The 17,748-nt window shown below is 71.2% G+C and carries 15 protein-coding genes; 7 read left to right on the forward strand and 8 right to left on the reverse strand.

All coding sequences use genetic code 11. From position 1 onward, the window contains the following. Positions 1–4: 4 nt before the first annotated feature. Complete coding sequence (locus EV186_RS13600) at positions 5–676, reverse strand: response regulator transcription factor (RefSeq protein ID WP_133849581.1); 672 nt, start codon at positions 674–676, stop codon at positions 5–7. Further along, the gene (locus EV186_RS13605; protein WP_133849582.1) at positions 673–1,842 is read right to left on the reverse strand and encodes a sensor histidine kinase; all 1,170 of its coding nucleotides are present in this window, start codon (positions 1,840–1,842) and stop codon (positions 673–675) included. Before EV186_RS13605 ends, EV186_RS13600 begins: the two co-directional genes overlap by 4 nt. 162 nt (positions 1,843–2,004) lie before the next feature. Here EV186_RS13605 and EV186_RS13610 point away from each other — a divergent pair, with 162 nt between their 5' ends. The 3 genes from EV186_RS13610 to EV186_RS13620 are packed head-to-tail and all read left to right on the forward strand — an operon-like array spanning position 2,005 to position 4,489. Further along, positions 2,005–2,313: a hypothetical protein gene (locus EV186_RS13610; RefSeq protein WP_133849583.1), complete on the forward strand. Its 309-nt coding sequence runs from the start codon at positions 2,005–2,007 to the stop codon at positions 2,311–2,313. Continuing rightward, positions 2,310–3,608, forward strand: coding sequence for a cytochrome P450 (locus tag EV186_RS13615; protein ID WP_133849584.1), 1,299 nt, complete (start codon positions 2,310–2,312; stop codon positions 3,606–3,608). Before EV186_RS13610 ends, EV186_RS13615 begins: the two co-directional genes overlap by 4 nt. 53 nt (positions 3,609–3,661) lie before the next feature. Beyond that, positions 3,662–4,489 carry an endonuclease/exonuclease/phosphatase family protein gene (locus EV186_RS13620; RefSeq protein ID WP_133849585.1) on the forward strand — a complete coding sequence of 276 codons (828 nt, stop codon included), beginning with the start codon at positions 3,662–3,664 and terminating at the stop codon, positions 4,487–4,489. Positions 4,490–4,749: 260 nt separating this feature from the next. Here EV186_RS13620 and EV186_RS13625 read toward each other — a convergent pair whose 3' ends face one another. Then, complete coding sequence (locus tag EV186_RS13625; RefSeq protein WP_166659163.1) at positions 4,750–5,871, reverse strand: HNH endonuclease signature motif containing protein; 1,122 nt, start codon at positions 5,869–5,871, stop codon at positions 4,750–4,752. A 312-nt stretch (positions 5,872–6,183) separates the two neighbouring features. On the opposite strand from EV186_RS13625, the gene EV186_RS38885 reads away from it, so the two are divergent. Both EV186_RS38885 and EV186_RS13630 read left to right on the forward strand, forming a co-directional pair. Beyond that, positions 6,184–6,339, forward strand: coding sequence for a hypothetical protein (locus EV186_RS38885; protein WP_166659092.1), 156 nt, complete (start codon positions 6,184–6,186; stop codon positions 6,337–6,339). A gap of 38 nt (positions 6,340–6,377) precedes the next feature. After that, the gene (locus EV186_RS13630) at positions 6,378–6,758 is read left to right on the forward strand and encodes a hypothetical protein (RefSeq protein WP_133850237.1); all 381 of its coding nucleotides are present in this window, start codon (positions 6,378–6,380) and stop codon (positions 6,756–6,758) included. A gap of 8 nt (positions 6,759–6,766) precedes the next feature. Here EV186_RS13630 and EV186_RS13635 read toward each other — a convergent pair whose 3' ends face one another. From EV186_RS13635 to EV186_RS13655, 5 genes are all read right to left on the reverse strand, one after another. Continuing rightward, the gene (locus EV186_RS13635) at positions 6,767–10,945 is read right to left on the reverse strand and encodes a SpoIIE family protein phosphatase (RefSeq protein ID WP_133849587.1); all 4,179 of its coding nucleotides are present in this window, start codon (positions 10,943–10,945) and stop codon (positions 6,767–6,769) included. A 120-nt stretch (positions 10,946–11,065) separates the two neighbouring features. Further along, positions 11,066–11,341 carry a hypothetical protein gene (locus EV186_RS13640; protein ID WP_133849588.1) on the reverse strand — a complete coding sequence of 92 codons (276 nt, stop codon included), beginning with the start codon at positions 11,339–11,341 and terminating at the stop codon, positions 11,066–11,068. Positions 11,342–11,424: 83 nt separating this feature from the next. Further along, positions 11,425–13,644 (reverse strand): heavy metal translocating P-type ATPase, encoded by a 2,220-nt coding sequence (locus EV186_RS13645; protein WP_133849589.1) that lies wholly within the window; start codon positions 13,642–13,644, stop codon positions 11,425–11,427. Continuing rightward, the gene (locus EV186_RS13650) at positions 13,641–14,546 is read right to left on the reverse strand and encodes a hypothetical protein (protein WP_133849590.1); all 906 of its coding nucleotides are present in this window, start codon (positions 14,544–14,546) and stop codon (positions 13,641–13,643) included. The genes EV186_RS13645 and EV186_RS13650 overlap by 4 nt, the downstream gene beginning before the upstream one ends. Before the next feature lie 8 nt (positions 14,547–14,554). After that, on the reverse strand, positions 14,555–15,499 hold the full coding sequence (locus EV186_RS13655; RefSeq protein ID WP_133849591.1) for a LysR family transcriptional regulator: 945 nt from the start codon (positions 15,497–15,499) through the stop codon (positions 14,555–14,557). A gap of 92 nt (positions 15,500–15,591) precedes the next feature. On the opposite strand from EV186_RS13655, the gene EV186_RS13660 reads away from it, so the two are divergent. Both EV186_RS13660 and EV186_RS13665 read left to right on the forward strand, forming a co-directional pair. After that, on the forward strand, positions 15,592–16,881 hold the full coding sequence (locus EV186_RS13660; protein WP_243754019.1) for an MFS transporter: 1,290 nt from the start codon (positions 15,592–15,594) through the stop codon (positions 16,879–16,881). Beyond that, positions 16,826–17,737, forward strand: a complete 912-nt coding sequence (locus tag EV186_RS13665; protein WP_133849593.1) for a quinone oxidoreductase family protein — start codon at positions 16,826–16,828, stop codon at positions 17,735–17,737. Before EV186_RS13660 ends, EV186_RS13665 begins: the two co-directional genes overlap by 56 nt. Positions 17,738–17,748 lie beyond the last annotated feature (11 nt).

A 17,748-nucleotide genomic window follows, 5' to 3' on the forward strand; every position in this document is an offset into this window, starting at 1 on the left:
CAGGCTAGCGAGCGTTCGGCGAGCGCACGATGCCGTTGTCGAACGCGTAGACGATGGCGGCCGCGCGATCACGCAGGTCGAGCTTGGCGAAGATCCGCCCGATGTGGCTCTTCACGGTCAGCTCGGAGATCACCAGCGAGGCCGCGATCTCGGCATTCGTCAGCCCTTGCCCGATGGCCCGCAACACGTCCAGTTCGCGCGCGGTCAGCAGCTCCGGCGTCGTCGCCGGTTTCGCGGGCGCGGCCTGCCGGTAGGTGGCCAGCACCCGCGCGGTCACCGTGGGGTCGAGCCAGCTGTCGCCGGCCGCGACGGTGCGGACGGCGCGGATCAGGTCCTCGGCCGGCGAATCCTTGAGCACGAAGCCCGCGGCTCCGGCCCGCAACGCCCCCGAGAGCAACTCGTCGTCGTCGAACGTGGTCAGGGCCAGCACCGGCGGGCGGTCGCTCTCGCGGCGCAGGCGGTGGGTGGCTTCGATGCCGTCGACGTTCTTCATGCGCAGGTCCATGACGACCACGTCGACCTCGTTGGCGGCCAGTGCGGCGGGCACGTCCGCGCCGTCGGCGCACTCGTCGACGATGTGGAACCCGGCCCGCTTGCGCAGGATCCGGCGCAGCCCCGAACGCACCAGCTCCTGGTCGTCGACCAGCAGGACGCGCACCTCGCCCTCGTCGGTCATGGCGCGCTCACGGTCAGGAGGGGAACGGTGACGTCGATGACCCAGTCGCCACCACGTGGTCCCACCGTCAGCTCCGCGCCGAGTTGGGCAGCCCGTGTGGCCATCCCATCGAGCCCGTTGCCGCTCGTGCCGCGCTTGTTCTCCACTGTGGACAGAGTATTGCGGACCGTGAGCCGGGCGATCCGCGGGCCGACCACCAGCCGCACCTCGGCCTTGCTTTCCGGCGCGTGCCTGATGATGTTGCCCAGTGATTCCTGGGCTATCCGGTACAACCCGAGCCCACAGGCCGGTTCGACCGCCGAGAGGTCGCCGCTGGGCACGTAGCGCACGTCGACCCCCGCTCCCCTGGTGCGTTCGACGAGCGTCGCGATTTCCTCGATGCCGGGCAGGGCATGGGTGTTCGGGCGGTTCGAGGGCAGCAGGCCGACCGAGCGGCGGATGTCGGCCATGGCGCTGCGCCCGATCCGTTCGGCCTCGGCCAGCGCGTCGATCGCCTCGTCGACGTCGCCGTCGTGCTGCAACGCGTGCCGCGCGGCGGTGACGTGCAACAGCGTGATGCTCAGCGAATGCCCGACGACGTCGTGCACCTCGCGCGCGATGCGCTGCCGTTCCTCGGCCGCCGCCTGGGTGCGTTCGATCAGGCGCTTGGCCCGCTCGGCGGCCAGCGCCCGGATCTGCCAGCGCAGCGTGACCCCGACCTCGAGCCCGAGCAGCACCCCGACCACGTGCACCGGCGCGGCGGGCAACGTCCCCAGCACGCCCGCGACAACGGGCACCGTGGCGCCCATCGCCGCCACCACCAGCGCGACCCAGATCGGCGAGGTCGCCGCGACCTCGCCCGCGACCACCGTGAGCATCCAGGGCGCGAGGTCGAGGTCGAGCGGGTGGGTCATCAGCAGCACCACGCCGGCGGTGACCAGCACCGACTCCATCCACGGCGCCAGCAGCCGGCCGGTGACCAGCCAGATGAGCAACGGGCCGAGCGCGAGCAGGCCGGCGGGCACCAGCAGGCCGATCGGCATGTCCCGGCGCTGGATCAAGGCGGCGGCCGCGAGCACCGTGCCCGCGCCGGTCGACCACGCCGGCACCCACCACGGGTACGGCACGCCGAGGCGGGCGCACGAGTTCTCGATGCGCCGTTTCGCCTGGCTCAGCACGGTCGTCACCTCATCATCGTAGGAACGGGCACGCCCGGCGGCATCCGTCCGTGGCCGGGAGGTCGCCTCCTACCACGGTAGGAACGCGATTCCCGTCCGTGGCGCGACGCGAAGGACCCCGCATCCGGCATAGCGTTCTTCTCGGCGGGTCGACATGGGGAGGGATTCGCGATGGGGTGGCCGGAAACGCACCGCTACTACGCGGCACTGCGGGAGATCGAGAACACGCTGGACCGCACGGAGCGCCTGCCGTGGCACGCCGGCTACCAGGCGATCTTCGGTGACCGCCACACGTTGCTGCTCGCGTTGTGGCGGCGCTGGGAGATCATGGTGCAGGCGCAGGGCGACGACGTCACGGCGGCCGAACTCGCCGCGGCGCACCCTGGTCTGGTGCGCGTCCTGCGAGCACACGCGACGGAGTTGGCACCACTGCGATTCACCGATCCCGTCGGCGAATTCGCCTGGGGAGGAGCGGCATGACGGCAGCGACGACGGTGCGCTCGGCGACCGTGTGGGCGATCCGGTACGGCCTGCCGGGCTTCGCGATCCGGGCGGCCTCCCGGCGTGGCGACCTGATCGCGCGGCTGACCGGCGACCCGGTGCTGCGCGACGACCCCTTCGACGCCTACGACCAGCTGCGCGCGCAGGGCGGGCTCGTCACCAACAACTTCATCTCGGCGACCGCGACGCACCAGGTGGCGAGCAAGGTGTTGCGGGACAACAACTTCATCGCCAGTCCCGGCGGCGCGGCATCGGAGTTCCTGGACCGGGTGCTGCTCGCGGCGCTGGACCCGAGCGCGATCGGTCCGGTCGACCCGCCGTCGCTGCTGACGATCCACCCGCCGCAGCACACCCGGCTGCGCAAGCTGGTGGCGCACGCGTTCACGCCGAGGGCGATCGGGGCTTTGGAAGGCCGGATCCAGGCCGTGGCCGACGGCCTGGTCGACCGGTTGCCCACCGACGGCACGCCGTTCGACCTGGTCGAGGACTACGCCGCGCAGTTGCCGGTGACCGTGATCGCCGAGATCCTCGGCGTGCCCGCCGCGATGCACGCCGAGTTCCTGAACTGGGGCAACGACGCCGCCGCCACCCTCGACCCGGCGCTGGGCTATCGCCGTTACCGCCGTGCCGACCGGGCGTTGCGCGAGCTGAACGCCTGGTTCGACCAGCACCTGGCCCGGCTGCGCCGCGATCCCGGCGACGACCTGCTCAGCCAGCTCGTGCACACCGTCGAGGACGGCGACCAGCTCACCGACCTCGAACTGCGGACCACCGCGTCGCTGCTGCTCGGCGCCGGCTTCGAGACCACGGTCAACCTGATCGGCAACGGCGCGCAACTGCTGCTCGCCCACCCCGAGCAGCTCGACAAGCTGCGGGCCGACCCCACCGGCTGGCCGGGTGCGGTCGAGGAGGTGCTGCGCTACGACTCGCCGGTGCAGATCACCGCCCGGATCGCCGGCAAGGCCACGGAATTGGCTGACCGGCCGGTGCCGAAGGGGCGCGGCGTGGTGGTGATGATCGGCGGTGCCAACCGCGACCCCGACGTGTTCACCGACCCGCACACGTTCGACGTGACGCGGTCCAACGCACGCGAGCACCTGGCGTTCGCGGCGGGGATCCACTACTGCCTGGGTGCGCAGCTCGCCCGCCTCGAGGGGCAGGTCGCCCTGCGCACCCTGTTCGAGCGGTTGCCGAAGCTGCGCGCGGCGGGTACCCCGGTGCGACGGGAGACCAGGGTTCTGCGGGGATTCGCGGAGTTGCCCGTTCGCGGCTAGCTGACGGCCACCACCTCCTGGTAAGAATTCACCAACTGCCATCGGAGGTCGCCATGTTCTGTCGTCGGGTGCTCCCCTTCCTCGCCGCGGGTGTCGTGCTCGCCGGGCTGGCTTCGGCGGCGGATGCGTCAGCGGCCGGGCCGCCGCAGCGGGACCTGACCGTGATGAGCTTCAACATCCACCACGGCGGCGGCACCGATGGCGTGGTCGACCTCGACCGGATCGCGTCCGTGGTGCGGGCGAACCACGTCGATGTCGTTGCCATGCAGGAGGTCGACCGGCACTACTCCGCGCGCAGCGGCTGGGCCGACGAGCCCGCCGAGCTGGCGAAGGCCCTGGACTACCACGTGGTGTTCGCGGCCAACATCGACCAGGACCCGCCCGCGCCGGGCAAGCCGCGCGTCCAGTACGGCACCGCGATCCTGTCGCGCTACCCGATCGTGCACTGGTCGAACACGCTGCTGTTCCGCTCCCCCGACCAGGAACAGCGCGGCCTGCTGCGGGCCGACATCGAGGTGCAGAGCGTGCGGGTGAGCGTGTTCGACACGCACCTCGAGGCCTACAGCACCATCGACCGGCAGACCCAGGCGTTGCAGGTGGCCGACCTGGTCGCCGACGCGCGACCCAGCATCCTGATGGGCGACCTCAACGCCGAGCCGGACGCGCCGGAACTCCAGCCGCTCTTCGGCGCGCTCACCGACGCGTGGCCGGCCGCAGGCACCGGGCCCGAGCTGACCTATCCCGCCGAGGGACCGGTCAAGCGCATCGACTACGTGCTCACCGGCCCAGGCGCGCAGCCGCGGCAGTGCACCGTGGTGACCACGAACCCGGTGGCGAGCGATCATCTGCCGATGGCGTGCCAGGTGACCGTCAGCCGGTGACGTGCCGTGGGTGTGCGCCTGCCCAGTCGGAGTAGAAGCCCGCGCCGCCGTCCTCACCCGTCATTGATGGTTGTTCTTGGCAGCCGTGTGGGGTGGGTTCGGTTTGACACGGGGACCCCCACGGCGGCCAGCAAGCGCGAAACAAGGGGCAGGCAGGCCTGCCCTTGCTTGCCGGACAGCGTACGGCCGCCGTGCCCCGTGTAAAACCGAACCCAGCACGCCGCGTTTGCTTGGTCTCGCTGGCGGCCGCCGCCTGAGGATCAGGCGGCGGTTTGCGCCCACGGTGGTTTGGTGAAGACCGGCAAGCCGTCGTCCATATGTACCGTCCACCCGGCATGATGAATCAGGCGATGGTGGAATTGACACACCAACACCATGTTGTCCAACCTCGTAGCACCGCCATCAGCCCAATGTTGAATATGATGGGCGTGACATTGGTTCGGTGTTCGCTCACACCCCGGGACCGCGCAACCTTGATCCCGGATCGCTAGCGCTCTGCGCAATCGTTTGTCGGCTAGGCGTTTCGATTCGCCGATGTCGATCGGCTGGGACTTGCTACCCAGCACCACCGGAATGATTTCCGCATCGCAAGCGAAACGGCGGGCCTGCTCCGGAGTCATCCACCGGGCGTCGTCGAGAGTGGCCTTGCCGATAGCCGTCTGCAGAGTCTCCAGAGAGACCGTGACCGCGATGTGGGGACGCTCGCCACCCTGTACAGGGACTTTGCCAGAGTCGGCGGCGAAACGGATCACCTCCGCCAGCGCATCACCCTGGCGTTCGATCAGCGTGCGGTCATCACCGGGCTGCGGCGTGGTCAACGAGGACAGCAGGGGGCGCAGGACCGCAGCCGTCTCCGCGCCCAACGTGAACCGGCCCTCCAGCGAGCCGTCCTCGCACTCCTGCAAGTCCAGGATGTTCTGGGCTTCGACCACGGTGGGGTCGGCAGGTTTGGCGCCATCCGGGTCGAGGGCGTCGACCATGCGCTTGCCCAGCCGCGTGAGCTGGGCAGGGTTGAACTCCTTGGCCAGCTCGGCCAGGTCCGCTTCGACCTGGTCGGCGTGCTCGGCGGGCACCGCCGCGACCGTCTTCGCGATCCGGGTGACGTGCTCAGTAGAGATAACCCCTTCGGCCATCGCCGCCCGGGCGGCGGGCAACCGCGCCGGGATCGGCTGACCCGTGATCCCTATCTTCGGGCACAGCAACGAAACCTGAGTCTCCAACTGCTTCGCTTCGCGTCGACCCACCCGCAACGCGTCCATCAGGAACTGCCACAAATGCAGATACCCGGACTCACGCCAATCAACCCGAGAAATCGAATCCAGGATCGCCAAATCAAGCCGCCGCCGTTCGGCGACAAGCGACTGAAGCTCCCCCAGATCCATAACCCAATCATACCACAACATACCACCAAACGGCCTAACAACAAACGGGCTCAACCCAACAAACCAACGACACAAACAACGCAACCGCAACCCGGCAACACAACCCAAAGAAAGGGCGAACACCACACCGCCCCCTCAACCTCGTCCGGGCGCCCTTTAGCACGCTGCGGTCAGGGTCAAGGGTTGCGAAGCAATCGGCGAAGCCGACGCCGAAGGCGCCCTTGATGCTGACCGCAGCGTGCTAAACAATTAAGCCAGAGGTTGAGACCGGCAACAGAACGGCAACAGAACGACAACCGTAGAATGGGAGGCATGACAGAAGAGGGTGGCGAGTCGGTGTGCTGGCTGGACCGCGTGTGCCCGGACTGCGGCCTGCTGGTAGAGGACGTGGACCTGCCCGCGCCCTGCCCCAGATGCGGCGCCACCGTCCCCTCCGATTCCCAGGAGCGCCCAGGAGAACTGACGTGACCCAGCTGCTCGTCGCCGTCGTGTTCCTCTGGCTCGGCATGGTGCTGGCCATCTCGTTCCTGGAAGCGCCGCTGAAGTTCCGCGCACCCGGCGTCACCGTGCCGATCGGGCTGGGGATCGGGCGGCTGGTGTTCCGCGCGCTCAACGCGGTCGAGGCGATCTTCGCCGTCGTCGTGGTGGTGACCCTGGTCGCGGGCACGCCGACGACCGCGGTCTTCGTCACGGCGGTGCTCGCCGTCGTGGTGCTGGCGGTGCAGCTCGGCGGGATCCGCCCGGTGCTGAACCGGCGCTCGGACCGGGTGCTCGCGGGCGAGGAGCTGCCACGGTCGCGGGCGCACCTCGGCTACATCGCGACCGAAGTGATCAAGGTGGCCGCGCTCGTCGTCACCGGCGTGCTCGCGGTGACCGGCCTGTCCTGACGCCGGGTTTACGAACCGGTGTCGTAGTCCAGCAACACCCGCATCGTCACGGTCGTGCCGTCGGTGGTCTGCCCCAGCTCCACTTCGTCCATCACCGCACGCATCAAGACGATTCCCCGGCCGCGGAACGGATCCGCGGCCGGATCGGGTTTGCGCCAGGCGCCGTGGTCAGCCACCGAGATGGTGAGGTCGCGGCCGGTGATCTTGCCTTCGATGGTGAAGTCGGCGGTGTCCGGGCGGTCGGGCGGGTAGGCGTGCTCGACGGAGTTCGTGCAGGCCTCCCCCACGGCCAGCAGCACGTCCTCGGCCTGCTGGTGCGGGACCTCGTTGTCGGCCAGCCACGCCCGCAGCACGCCGCGGGCGGCGCCGACCTCGTCGGGCGCGGCGTGGAACGTGCGGCGCAGCGGTGTCGGCGGCCGGACCACGAGCATCGCGACGTCGTCGGTGAACCCGTCGCGCGGCGCCATGGCGGTCATGATCAGGTCGGCGATCTCGTGCGCGGGCCGGGCCCGGTGTTCGGCCAGCAGGGCGCTCGCCTGGTCGACGCCGGCGTCGAAGGGGCGACCGCGGCGCTCGACGAGCCCGTCGGTGTAGAGCAGCAAGGCCGCGGCGTCGCCGATGTCGGTGCGCGCGTTGCTCCGGCTGTTCTTGCCGACCACCCCCAGCACCGCGCCGTGCCCGGCGGTCAGCACCTCGATCACGCCGTCGTTCTTGGCGACGAGCCCGGGCGGGTGCCCGGCGTTGCTGTAGACCAGTTCGGCCGCCACGGGGTCGAGCACCGCGCAGAACACCGAAGTGCACCAGGCGTCCTCGATGTCGCGCGCGAAGCCGTCCAGCGCGGTCAGCGTGCCGGCCGGGTCGGCGGTGTGCAGCAGCATGGCGTGGCACGCGCTGCGCAGCTGTCCCATGACCGTGGCGGCGGCGAGCCCGTGCCCGACGCAGTCTCCCACGACGATGCCGATCCGGCCGTCGGTCAGCGTCACCACGTCGTACCAGTCGCCGCCGATCTCCAGTGGCGGGCTGGCCGGCTCGTAGTGCACGGCGAAACGCGGCGGCAGGTGCGCCGGGCCGAGGATCGCGTGCTGCAACGCCAGCGCGGTCTCGCGTTGCTGGTCGATCTCCTGTGCGCGGCGCAGGCCCTGGGCGAGGTGCCCGGCGAGCAACGCCAGCAACGTCTCGTCCTCCCGGCTGAACCGCCTGCGTCCGCCGAGGTCGACCACCAGCACCAGCCGGCCGAGCGGGTGGTCGATGGTGATGCCGGTCAGGTCGCCGTGTTCGCTGTACAGGGACACCGGCAGCTGGAACGGCCGGTCCCGCAAGCGATCGGCGGCCTCGCGCAGGTCCGGCGCCACGTCGGCCCACACGCGGTCGGCCGGCTCGCTGTCGCCTTCGCCCGCGTAGACGGCGGTCGGTGCGCCGCCACGGGTGACGTAGGTGGCGGCGAGCACCCGCTTGGCGTGCCACAGCGCGCGGAACTCGGCCATGGCACCGGCGAGCGCGCCACCGAGGCTGCCCGCGCTGACCAGCCGCCAGCCCAGCGCGGACAACGCGCCCTCGCGCTGCACGGCGTAGTGCTCGGCGGTGATGTCGCGGAAGGTGCCGACGATCAGCTGCTCGCCGGTGTCGGGGTCGAAGGTGCGGCTGAACGTCACGCGCACCCACACCCGGTGCCGGTCCCGGTGCGTCACGGGCACCGTGATCGTGCCGCTCGGTGCCTCCAGCAGCGTCGCGAACGCGGTCCGCGCCTGCTGCTCCGCCTCCGGTTCGGACTCCGCGTCGGGCAGCCACGGGTGCCGGACCCGGTAGGGCAGGCCTTCCGGGCCGAAGCCGAGGATGGTGTCGAACGCGGCGTTGACCTCGATCACGGTGCCGTCGCCGCGGCAGACGAAGAAGCCCTCCTGCAAGGAGTCCACCATCGCGGTGCGCCACTCGTTCTGCCGGTTGCGCAGCCGTGACAGCTCGATCGTCGTGCGCACGCGGGCGAGCAGCTCGACCGACGAGAACGGCTTGACCAGGTAGTCGTCCGCGCCCGCGCGCAGGCCCGCGACGGCGGCCTCCTGCCCGGCGCGGGCGGAGAGCAGCACGACCGGGATGCCGGCTGTGCGTGGCGATGCCCGCAGCGCCGCGAGCGCGGCGAGCCCGTCCACCTTCGGCATCATGATGTCGCTGATCACCAGGTCGGGCAGGTCGGTGCGGGCCCGGTCCAGCAACGCCTGCCCGTCGCCGACGGCGGTGACGGCGTAGCCGGGCGCCAGCAGCCGGGTCAGGTAGTCGCGCATGTCGGCGTTGTCGTCGGCGATCAGCACCCGGGCGAACGCGTGCTGCACCGACGTCCCGTCCGGCTGCGGCGCGTCGGCGTCGTCGGGCAGCCAGCGCAACGCCTCCTGCACGTACGGATCGGCCGGGTCGGTGGCGGTCCGGCTGTCCTCGTGGCCCGTGGCCACCGAGTTCCGCGGCAGGTGCGCCGAGCCGAAGGGCAGCGTGAGGGTGAACGTGGTCCCCTCGCCCTCGGTGGACTCGGCGTCGATCGTGCCGCCGTGCAGGTGGACCAGCTCCTGCACCAGCGCGAGCCCGATCCCGCTGCCCTCGTTGGAACGTCCCTGCGCGGACGGGATGCGGTGGAACCGCTCGAAGAGCCGCGGCATCTCGGCCACCGGGATCCCGATCCCGGTGTCGGACACCGTCACCACGGCGTGGTCGCCGCGGGCGGACACGCGCAGCGTGATCCCGCCCTCGAAGGTGAACTTCACCGCGTTGGAGAGCAGGTTCAGGATGACCTTCTCCCACATGCCGCGGTCGACGTGGACCGGCTCGGCCAGCGGCGGGCAGTCCACGGTGAACCGCAGCCCGGCGCGGGAGACCGCCGACCGGAACAGCCCGGCCAGCTCCGCGGTGACCGCCGCGAGGTCGACCGGCTCGTAGTGCGCCTCGACCCGACCGGCCTCGATGCTGGCGAAGTCCAGCAGCGTGTTCACCAGCTTGCCCAGCCGCAACCCGTTGCGGTGCACGAGATCCAGCTCGTCGAGCACCTGCTGGTCGCTGCCGGAGAGCATGTCTCGCAGGTGCTGCACGGGGCCCATCATCAACGTCAGCGGGGTGCGGAACTCGTGGCTGATGTTGGAGAAGAAGGCGGTCTTGGCCCGGTCGAGCTCGGCCAGCTCCTCGGCTTTGTGCTGCTGTGCCTGGTAGGCGACGGCCGCGTTGACCAGTCCCGCGGTCTGCCGGGCGATCAGGTACAGGAAGTTCTCATAGGTCCGGTCGAGTTTGCGCCCGGCGCTCGCCCCGAGCACCAACACCCCGATCGGGTCGGCACCGGTGGCACCGAACAACGGCAGCACCACGGCCTCGGTCGGGGTGGTCTTCCAGCCGCCGGTGGGCAGCCGGTCGAACTGCTCGCCCAGGTCGCGCACCACCAACGGGGCGCCCTCGGCGAAGACCTGCTCCACGGGCCAGCGCTCCGGCTGCCACCAGTCGGTCCCGTCCTCCGGGGTGGCGGTCACCGCCGGGAACTGCCCGGTACCGGGGTCGCGCAGGTACAGGGCGGCGAACGGCACGTCCAGCGTCGAGCGGGCGAGCACGTCCATGACCAGCCGGCACGCGGTCGTCACGTCGGTCGTCTTGCCCGCCTGCGCGCCCAGTTCGCGCAGCACGGCGAGGCGCCGTTGCCCGATGAACCCCTCGGTGGTGTCGGTGACGGCGGTGAACACGCCACGCACGTCGCCGTCGTCGTCGTAGAGCGGGCTGTAGGAGTAGGTCCAGTAGGTCTCTTCCCAGTAGCCGTGCCGGTCCATCGGCAGCAGCAGGTCCTCCGACCAGGTGGAGGTGCCGGTGGCGAGGACCGACTCGAGCATCGGCCCGACGATGTGCCAGATCTCGCCCCAGACCTCGGGGCCGGTCTTCCACAGACCGGGGTGCTTGCTGCCCATCAACGCGATGTAGGCGTCGTTGTACATGAACCGCAGGTCCGCGCCCCACCACACGATCATGGGGAACCGCGACGTCAGGACGATCTGGACGGCGGCGCGCAGGCCTTCGCTCCACCCGGACGGCGCACCGACGTCCGTTTCTTCCCACGGGAAGGCCCGCATGCGGGCAGCCATCTCGCCGTCGCCGGGGAACACTCGCGGCAACGCGGCGGACCCGGACTCGTCGGCGTCGTCGGCGTCGTCCGCCGGTGCGGTGCTCATTGCCACTCGATGCCGCGCATGACTACCCGTCCTTCCACGCCGGGTTCCAGCATCACACAAACCGGCAGCGGAGGAACACGCCTGAGCGATCGTGTCGCTTTTCGCCGACCTGTGGCGCCGTCAACGCGTGGGCCGCGCCGGCCGGTGCACGGTGGGCCGGTGCACCGGGGTGCCGCGGCGAGCCCGCGTGGACGCGGTCGCCACCACCGCGCGCCGAACCGCCCGCCGGTGCGCGATCAACCCGGCGAGGCCCGCGATGACCAAGGCCACGGCGAACACCCCCACGGCCGACTCCACCAGCGGCGCGCGCACCGTGGACGCCTGCGCCCAGGTCGCCGCCAGGACCAGCAGCAGCGTGCCGGCCACCACGCACAGGGCGCTGTCGGCCCTGGTCACGCGTCGATCGTCTCGCACCTGAAACCCCGTTCCCCGACGTGTAGGAACTCAGATACCCGGGGAACGGGGCGACCAAACAGCGGTCAGGCGAACCGGCGCAGCCGCAGGCTGTTGCTGACCACGAACACCGACGAGACGGCCATCGCGGCGCCGGCGAGCATCGGGTTCAGCAGTCCCATGGCGGCCAGCGGCAGCGCGGCGACGTTGTAGGCGAATGCCCAGAACAGGTTGCCCTTGATGGTGCCGAGCGTGCGCCGCGACAGGCGGATGGCGTCCACGGCCGCGCGCAGGTCGCCGCGCACCAGCGTGAGGTCGCTGGCCTCGATGGCCACGTCGGTGCCGGTGCCCATCGCCAGGCCCAGGTCGGCCTTGGCCAGCGCGGCGGCGTCGTTGACGCCGTCGCCGACCATCGCCACGACCCGGCCTTCGGCCTGCAGCCGCGCCACGACGTCGACCTTGTCCTTGGGCAGGACCTCGGCGATCACCTCGTCGATGCCGACCTCGGCGGCCACGCTCCTGGCCGCGGCTTCGTTGTCGCCGGTGAGCAGGACCGGCCGCAGCCCGAGCGCACGCAGGCCGCGCACGGCCTCGGCGGAGGTGGGCTTGACGGTGTCGGCCACGGACAGCAGCGCACGCGCGTGCCCGTCCCAGGCGACGAACACCGCCGTGTGCCCCTTGTCCTCGGCGATCGCCTTGGCGTGCGCGAGTTCCTCGTCGATCGCGATCCCCCGGTCGGCCAGCAGGCTCGCCCGGCCGACCAAGACGGTGCGGCCGTCGACGACACCCTGCACGCCCAACCCTTCGATGTTGCGGAAGTCGGTGACGTCCGGGAGGTCCTCGCCCGCCGCCGCGCTGACGGCCTTGGCGATGGGGTGCTCCGAGGCGTGTTCCAGGGCGCCCGCGATGCGCAGTGCCTCGTCCGGATCGACACCGACGCCGGCCCGGGTGTCCACAAGGGACATCTTGCCGGTGGTGACGGTGCCGGTCTTGTCCAGCACGATGGTGTCGACCTGGCGGGTGGACTCCAGCACCTCGGGTCCCTTGATCAGGACGCCGAGCTGAGCACCACGCCCGCTGCCGACCAGCAACGCGGTCGGCGTCGCCAACCCCAGCGCACACGGGCACGCGATGATCAGCACGGCGACCGCCGCCGTGAACGCGGCCGTCGCGCCGGAGCCCGCGCCCATCCAGAAGGCGAACGTGCCGACGGAAAGCGCGATCACGATGGGCACGAACACCGCGGAGATCCGATCGGCCAGGCGCTGCACGGGCGCCTTGCCCGTCTGCGCCTCTTCGACCAGCCGCGCCATCTGCGCCAGCTGGGTGTCCGCGCCGATCCGGGTGGCCCGCACGACCAGCCGGCCGCCGGCGTTCACCGTCGCGCCGACCACCGCGTCGCCGACGCCGACCTCGACCGGCACCGACTCGCCGGTCAGCATCGCCTCGTCGACCGCCGAGCTGCCCTCGACGACCACGCCGTCGGTCGCGATCTTCTCGCCGGGGCGCACGACGAACTCGTCGCCCACGACCAGTTGCGCCACCGGGATCCGCTGCTCGCGACCGTCGCGGCGGACGGCGACGTCCTTGGCACCAAGGTCGAGAAGGGCCCGCAGCGCGGCACCGGCGCGGCGCTTGGCCCGTGCCTCGAAGTAGCGCCCGGCCAGGATGAACGTGGTCACCCCGGCGGCGACCTCCAGGTACAGGGTGCTGTCCCCCGCCATCCGCTCGATGGTCAGGCGGAAGCCGTCGCGCATGCCCGGCGTGCCCGCGGTGCCGAAGAACAAGGCGTAGAGCGACCAGCCGAACGCGGCGGCGACGCCGAGCGAGATCAGCGTGTCCATGGTCGCGGTGCCGTGGCGCAGGTTGGTGAACGCCGCCTTGTGGAAGGGCAGCGCACCCCACACCACGACCGGCGCGGCCAGGGCCAGCGAGAGCCACTGCCAGTTGGTGAACTGCAACGGCGAGACCATCGCGAGCGCGATCACCGGCACGGTCAGCACGGCGGAGACGACCAGCCGCTGCCGAAGCGACGCGGCCGGGTCGTGCTCGGCTTGCGCCGGTTCGGACTCGTCCTCGGGCGACGGCGGCAGCTCGGCGGTGTACCCGGCGGCCTCGACGACCTTGACCAGGTCGATGGGCGGCATGGTCGGCGGGAACACCACGGCCGCCTTCTCGGTGGCGTAGTTCACCGTCGCGGACACGCCTTCGACCTTGTTGAGCTTGCGCTCGATGCGGGCGGCGCACGAGGCACAGGTCATGCCGCCGATTGCCAGTTCGAGCCGCTGCTGCGCGGGCGCGGTCATCGGTGCGCCTCCTCGGATGAGTCCACAGTGAACTGTGCGGTGTGGACTGTGCCATGGTGCTGGAAGTCCAGGTAGAGCCGGTACCGGCCGGGCGTGGGCACCTCGGTCATGAACTTGACCTCCGGTCCCGCGGTGGTGGACTCCTGCGGGTGGACGTGCAGGTAGCCGAGGTCGGTGGCCCGCAGCACGACCAGGTGCCCGTAAGCCCCAAGATACGTCTGCAGGTCGGTGACCGGGTGACCACCTCGGGTGATGGTCGCCGTGAGCTCGGCCTCCTTGCCCGCCTCGAGGTGCCCGTTGATGGTGACGCGGTATCCGTCCACGGTGGTCGAGGTCACCTCGGGACCGTCCGGTCGCGGCTGGAACGTCCCCGGCACCTGCAGCTCCGTGCCGAGCACCGTCGCCTCGCCACCCTCGGGCACGAAGTCGGTGAAGAGCCGGTAGCTGCCCGGTGCGGTGAGCTTCAGCGGGATGCGCCAGGTGCCGTCGGCCGCCATCGTCGGGTGCACGTGCTGGAACCCGGCGCCGTCGCGGCGCACGAGCACCAGGTGCAGCCGCTTCTCGTGCTTGAGGGCGAACTTCGTGATGGCCGTGCCGTGGTCGTCGACGATTCGGAACGTGAACTGCTTGGTCATCCCGGAGGCCAGCGTCGTGGTCGGCGTTTCCAGCCGGTAGCCGTTGCTCGCCGACGCGAGGCCTGGCAACACGTCCGTCGCGCCGCCCTCGTGACCGCCGTGCTCTTCCATGCCAGGCATACCCGTACTGGGCATGTCCGGGGCCATCGCCGCCATCGGCGGCGGCTCCGTCTGCAGCGGACCGACGCCCGCCCCGATCGCCCATGCCCCGCCGAACACGACAGCGAGCGCGAGGCCGTAGCCCGTGAGCTTCGTTCCGGTCTTCATGCTCCGATTTATACCCCTTGGGGGTAGGGGTAGGCAACCGGTGTCCAGGTCGATCCAGTCCAGGTCGGTTCGTCGAAAGTGGCCTTCGTGCGCAGGCAATGCGCCCGCAACGCGGCCAGCGCCGGGTGCGGGTTGCCGATCCGCCAGACCAGCGAATGCGGGTACACCGGCATCGGCGCGCGCAGCGGGATGCGGCGCAGGTCGTAGTCGGCCGGCCACAACAACTGCGTGTGCTCGCCGACCAGGGTGGTGAGCGTGGCCGAGTCCGCGATGACGTCCAGCAGCGGCTCGGTGCCGTAGTGCGGGCCGACCACGTCGATGGTGAGCCCGAACGCCTCGGCGAACGCGTCGTAGTAGGCGGTCCACTCGGTGCCGGCCACGAGACCGGGCATCCAGATCGGGTACGGCGCGAGGTCCGCGGGCGTGAGCGTGCGGGCATCGGCGAGCGGGTGGCGTGGGCCGGTGAGCAGCTGGATGGGTTCGTCGTAGACCCGTTCGGCGGCCAATCCCTCCGGCAGGTCGGGCACCGCGCGTACGGCCGCGTCGATGGTGCCGTCGGCCAGCGCGGCGAGCGCGGCGCGCCCGTCGACGAGCGTGACCACGTCCAGTTCGGTGTCCGGCTGAGCCCGGTGGAATTCCCGCAACAGCCGCGCCGGGCCGAGGCGCCGGCCGACGATCTCCACCCGCAACGGGCGCCCCCCGGGACGCACCGAATCGGCGGCGCGCCGGGCCACGCGCAACAACTCGCGGGCGTGAGGCAGGAACGCCTGCCCGTCGATGGTCGGCACGGCCCCGCGGCCGGTGCGGGTGAGCAGCCGCACGCCGAGTTCACGCTCCAGGGCCGCGATCCGTTTGGACACAGCCTGTTGCGTGATCCCGAGGTCGGCGGCGGCATCGGCGAAACGGCCGGTCTCGACGACCGCGGCGAAGGTCTCCACAGCTGACAGATCCACGCGAGCCGATGGTAGGCACAACCACTGGTTGTGACGCGCCCAGGTCGAGGTTGTTTGCGCCGACGGTCCCGGGATCGCTTGGATCTCGGCCCGTGGGGACGACATCGCTGGGCAGGCCGTTCGGCTGGTACTGGACTTCGTACGCGGTCAGCACGGTGGGCACGTACCTGGCGTTCGACGCCTTCCCGCTCATCGCGATCCTGGTGCTGCACGCGGCTCCGGCCGCGGTGTCGGCGCTCGCCTCGGTCGGGCTGGCCGCGGGTGCCGTGCTCGCGGTGCCGCTCGGGCCGTGGATGGAGTTCCGGCGCAAGCGCCCGGTGATGATCGCCGCGGACGTGGTCCGGTTCCTCGCCGTGCTGAGCGTGCCCGCCGCGTTCGCGTTCGGGTTGCTCACGTTCGGGCAGTTGCTCGTGGTGACGGTCGTGGTCGCGGTGGCGGACAACGCGTTCCGGGCCGCGGCGGGCGCGTGCCTGAAGTCGCTGGCGCCGGGGCCGAACCTGCTGGTGGCCAACGGGCGGATCGAGTCGACGATGTGGACATCGGCCGCGCTCGGCCCGCCGCTGGGTGGCGCGGCGATCGGCCTCCTCGGCCCGGTGACCACGGCCGCGGCCAACGCGGTCAGCTACCTGCTCTCCGCGCTCGCCATCCGGGCCATCGGCCCCTTCGAACCCACGCGGCCAACGCGACCGACGAAGAAGCTGCGCGCGGGCGACCTGCTCGAGGGCTGGCGGTACATCCTCGACCACAAGGGGCTGCGCCTGCTGTTCACCAACACCCTCGTGGTCAACGCGTTGCTCATGGCGACCGCCCCGCTGATGGCCACGCGTATGCTCGGCGAACTCGGGTTCTCGCCCTTGCAGTACGCCATCGCGTTCGGCCCGCCGTGCGCCGGCGGCTTGGTCGGCGCCCGCCTCTCGCGACGGCTCACGGCCAGGATCGGCGAGCGGCAGGTCTTGCGGGTTTTCGGTGCGCTGCGGGCGTGCTGGCCCATCGGCCTCGCCTTCCTCGGGCCGGGGATGGGCGGGCTGGCGCTCGTCTTGATCGTCCAAACCGGACTCGTGACGACCATCGGCGTGTTCAACCCGGTCTACGCGACCTACCGCCTGCAGCAGACGCCGGACGACCGCGTGGCCCGCGTGCTGGCCGCGTGGAACGTTTCCAGCAGCGCCACGACCGCCACCGTCACCGCCTTGTGGGGTGTGCTCGCCGGGTTCACCAGCCCCGGCTTCGCCGTCGCGGCGGCGGGCGTGGTGCTGCTCACCACGCCGCTGATCCTGCGCGGCCTCCCGGGCACACTGGCGGCTCCAGAAGAGATCAAGGAGCACGATGCGGTCGATCCAGTTCCCGGTGGGCGGTCCGCCGACGGTGGCGCAGGCGCCTGACCCGCGACCCGGGCCCGGCCAGCTGCTGGTCCGCACCGAAGTCGTCGGCGCGGGCATCGGCCTGGTCCGGATGCTGGCCAATGCCGACGAGCCGGTCTCCCCCGGCGCCGAGGTGGTCGGCACGGTGGTCGACGTCGGCGACGAGGCGAGCGCCTACGCCGTCGGCGACCGGGTGGGTGGCGTGGTGTTCGCCGGTGCCTACGCCGAACTGGTACTGGCCGATCCACGTCTGGTCAGCCGCGTGCCGCCGGAGGTCGACGCCGCCGACGCGCTCGCGCTGGTGCGGGGCGGGCTCGTGGCGTTGAGCGCGCTGCGCGCCGGGCGGTTCGAGGCGGGCGAGTCGGTGCTAGTCAACGCGGCGGCCAGCGGAGTCGGACACCTCGCGGTGCAGCTGGCGTCGACGCTGGGCGCGGGCCGGGTGGTCGGCGCGGTCGGGTCGGCGGACAAGGCGGCGTTCGTCCGCGAGTGCGGCGCCGACGACGTGGTGACCTACGACCAAGCCTTGACCGAACCGGTCGACGTGGTGCTCGACGGCGTCGGCGGTGACCAGGTGCAACGCGGGGTCGCCGCGCTGGCGCCGCACGGCCGGCTCGTGGCGTTCAGCGCGGGCGGCGGCAGCGTCGACGCGGGCAGCCTGCTGGGCGAGCTCAAGACCGTGACCGGGTTCTCGGTGGGCCTGCTGGCCCGGACCCAGCCGGAGCTGCTCGACCGGCGCCGGGCCCAGCTCTGGGAGCTGCTCGCGGCGGGCCGGCTGCGCCCGCGACACGTGGTGTACCCCCTTGACCAGGTGCGATCGGCGATCGACCTGATCGCGACGCGCGCCAATTCGGGTCGCGTCGTGCTGCGCGCCGGGTAGCGTCCCCACCG

Source organism: Labedaea rhizosphaerae, assembly GCF_004362825.1.
Taxonomy (GTDB): Bacteria; Actinomycetota; Actinomycetes; order Mycobacteriales; family Pseudonocardiaceae; genus Labedaea; species Labedaea rhizosphaerae.

What these genes read in the sequence shown, in the direction of transcription:
- EV186_RS13615 (WP_133849584.1), top strand. Translation starts at nt 2,310, where the DNA reads ATGACGGCAGCGACGACGGTGCGCTCGGCGACCGTGTGGGCGATCCGG.
- EV186_RS13610 (WP_133849583.1), top strand. Translation starts at nt 2,005, where the DNA reads ATGGGGTGGCCGGAAACGCACCGCTACTACGCGGCACTGCGGGAGATC.
- EV186_RS13625 (WP_166659163.1), bottom strand. Translation starts at nt 5,871, where the DNA reads ATGGATCTGGGGGAGCTTCAGTCGCTTGTCGCCGAACGGCGGCGGCTT.
- EV186_RS13665 (WP_133849593.1), top strand. Translation starts at nt 16,826, where the DNA reads ATGCGGTCGATCCAGTTCCCGGTGGGCGGTCCGCCGACGGTGGCGCAG.
- EV186_RS13600 (WP_133849581.1), bottom strand. Translation starts at nt 676, where the DNA reads ATGACCGACGAGGGCGAGGTGCGCGTCCTGCTGGTCGACGACCAGGAG.
- EV186_RS38885 (WP_166659092.1), top strand. Translation starts at nt 6,184, where the DNA reads ATGACAGAAGAGGGTGGCGAGTCGGTGTGCTGGCTGGACCGCGTGTGC.
- EV186_RS13645 (WP_133849589.1), bottom strand. Translation starts at nt 13,644, where the DNA reads ATGACCGCGCCCGCGCAGCAGCGGCTCGAACTGGCAATCGGCGGCATG.
- EV186_RS13650 (WP_133849590.1), bottom strand. Translation starts at nt 14,546, where the DNA reads ATGAAGACCGGAACGAAGCTCACGGGCTACGGCCTCGCGCTCGCTGTC.
- EV186_RS13635 (WP_133849587.1), bottom strand. Translation starts at nt 10,945, where the DNA reads ATGAGCACCGCACCGGCGGACGACGCCGACGACGCCGACGAGTCCGGG.
- EV186_RS13630 (WP_133850237.1), top strand. Translation starts at nt 6,378, where the DNA reads ATGGTGCTGGCCATCTCGTTCCTGGAAGCGCCGCTGAAGTTCCGCGCA.
- EV186_RS13620 (WP_133849585.1), top strand. Translation starts at nt 3,662, where the DNA reads ATGTTCTGTCGTCGGGTGCTCCCCTTCCTCGCCGCGGGTGTCGTGCTC.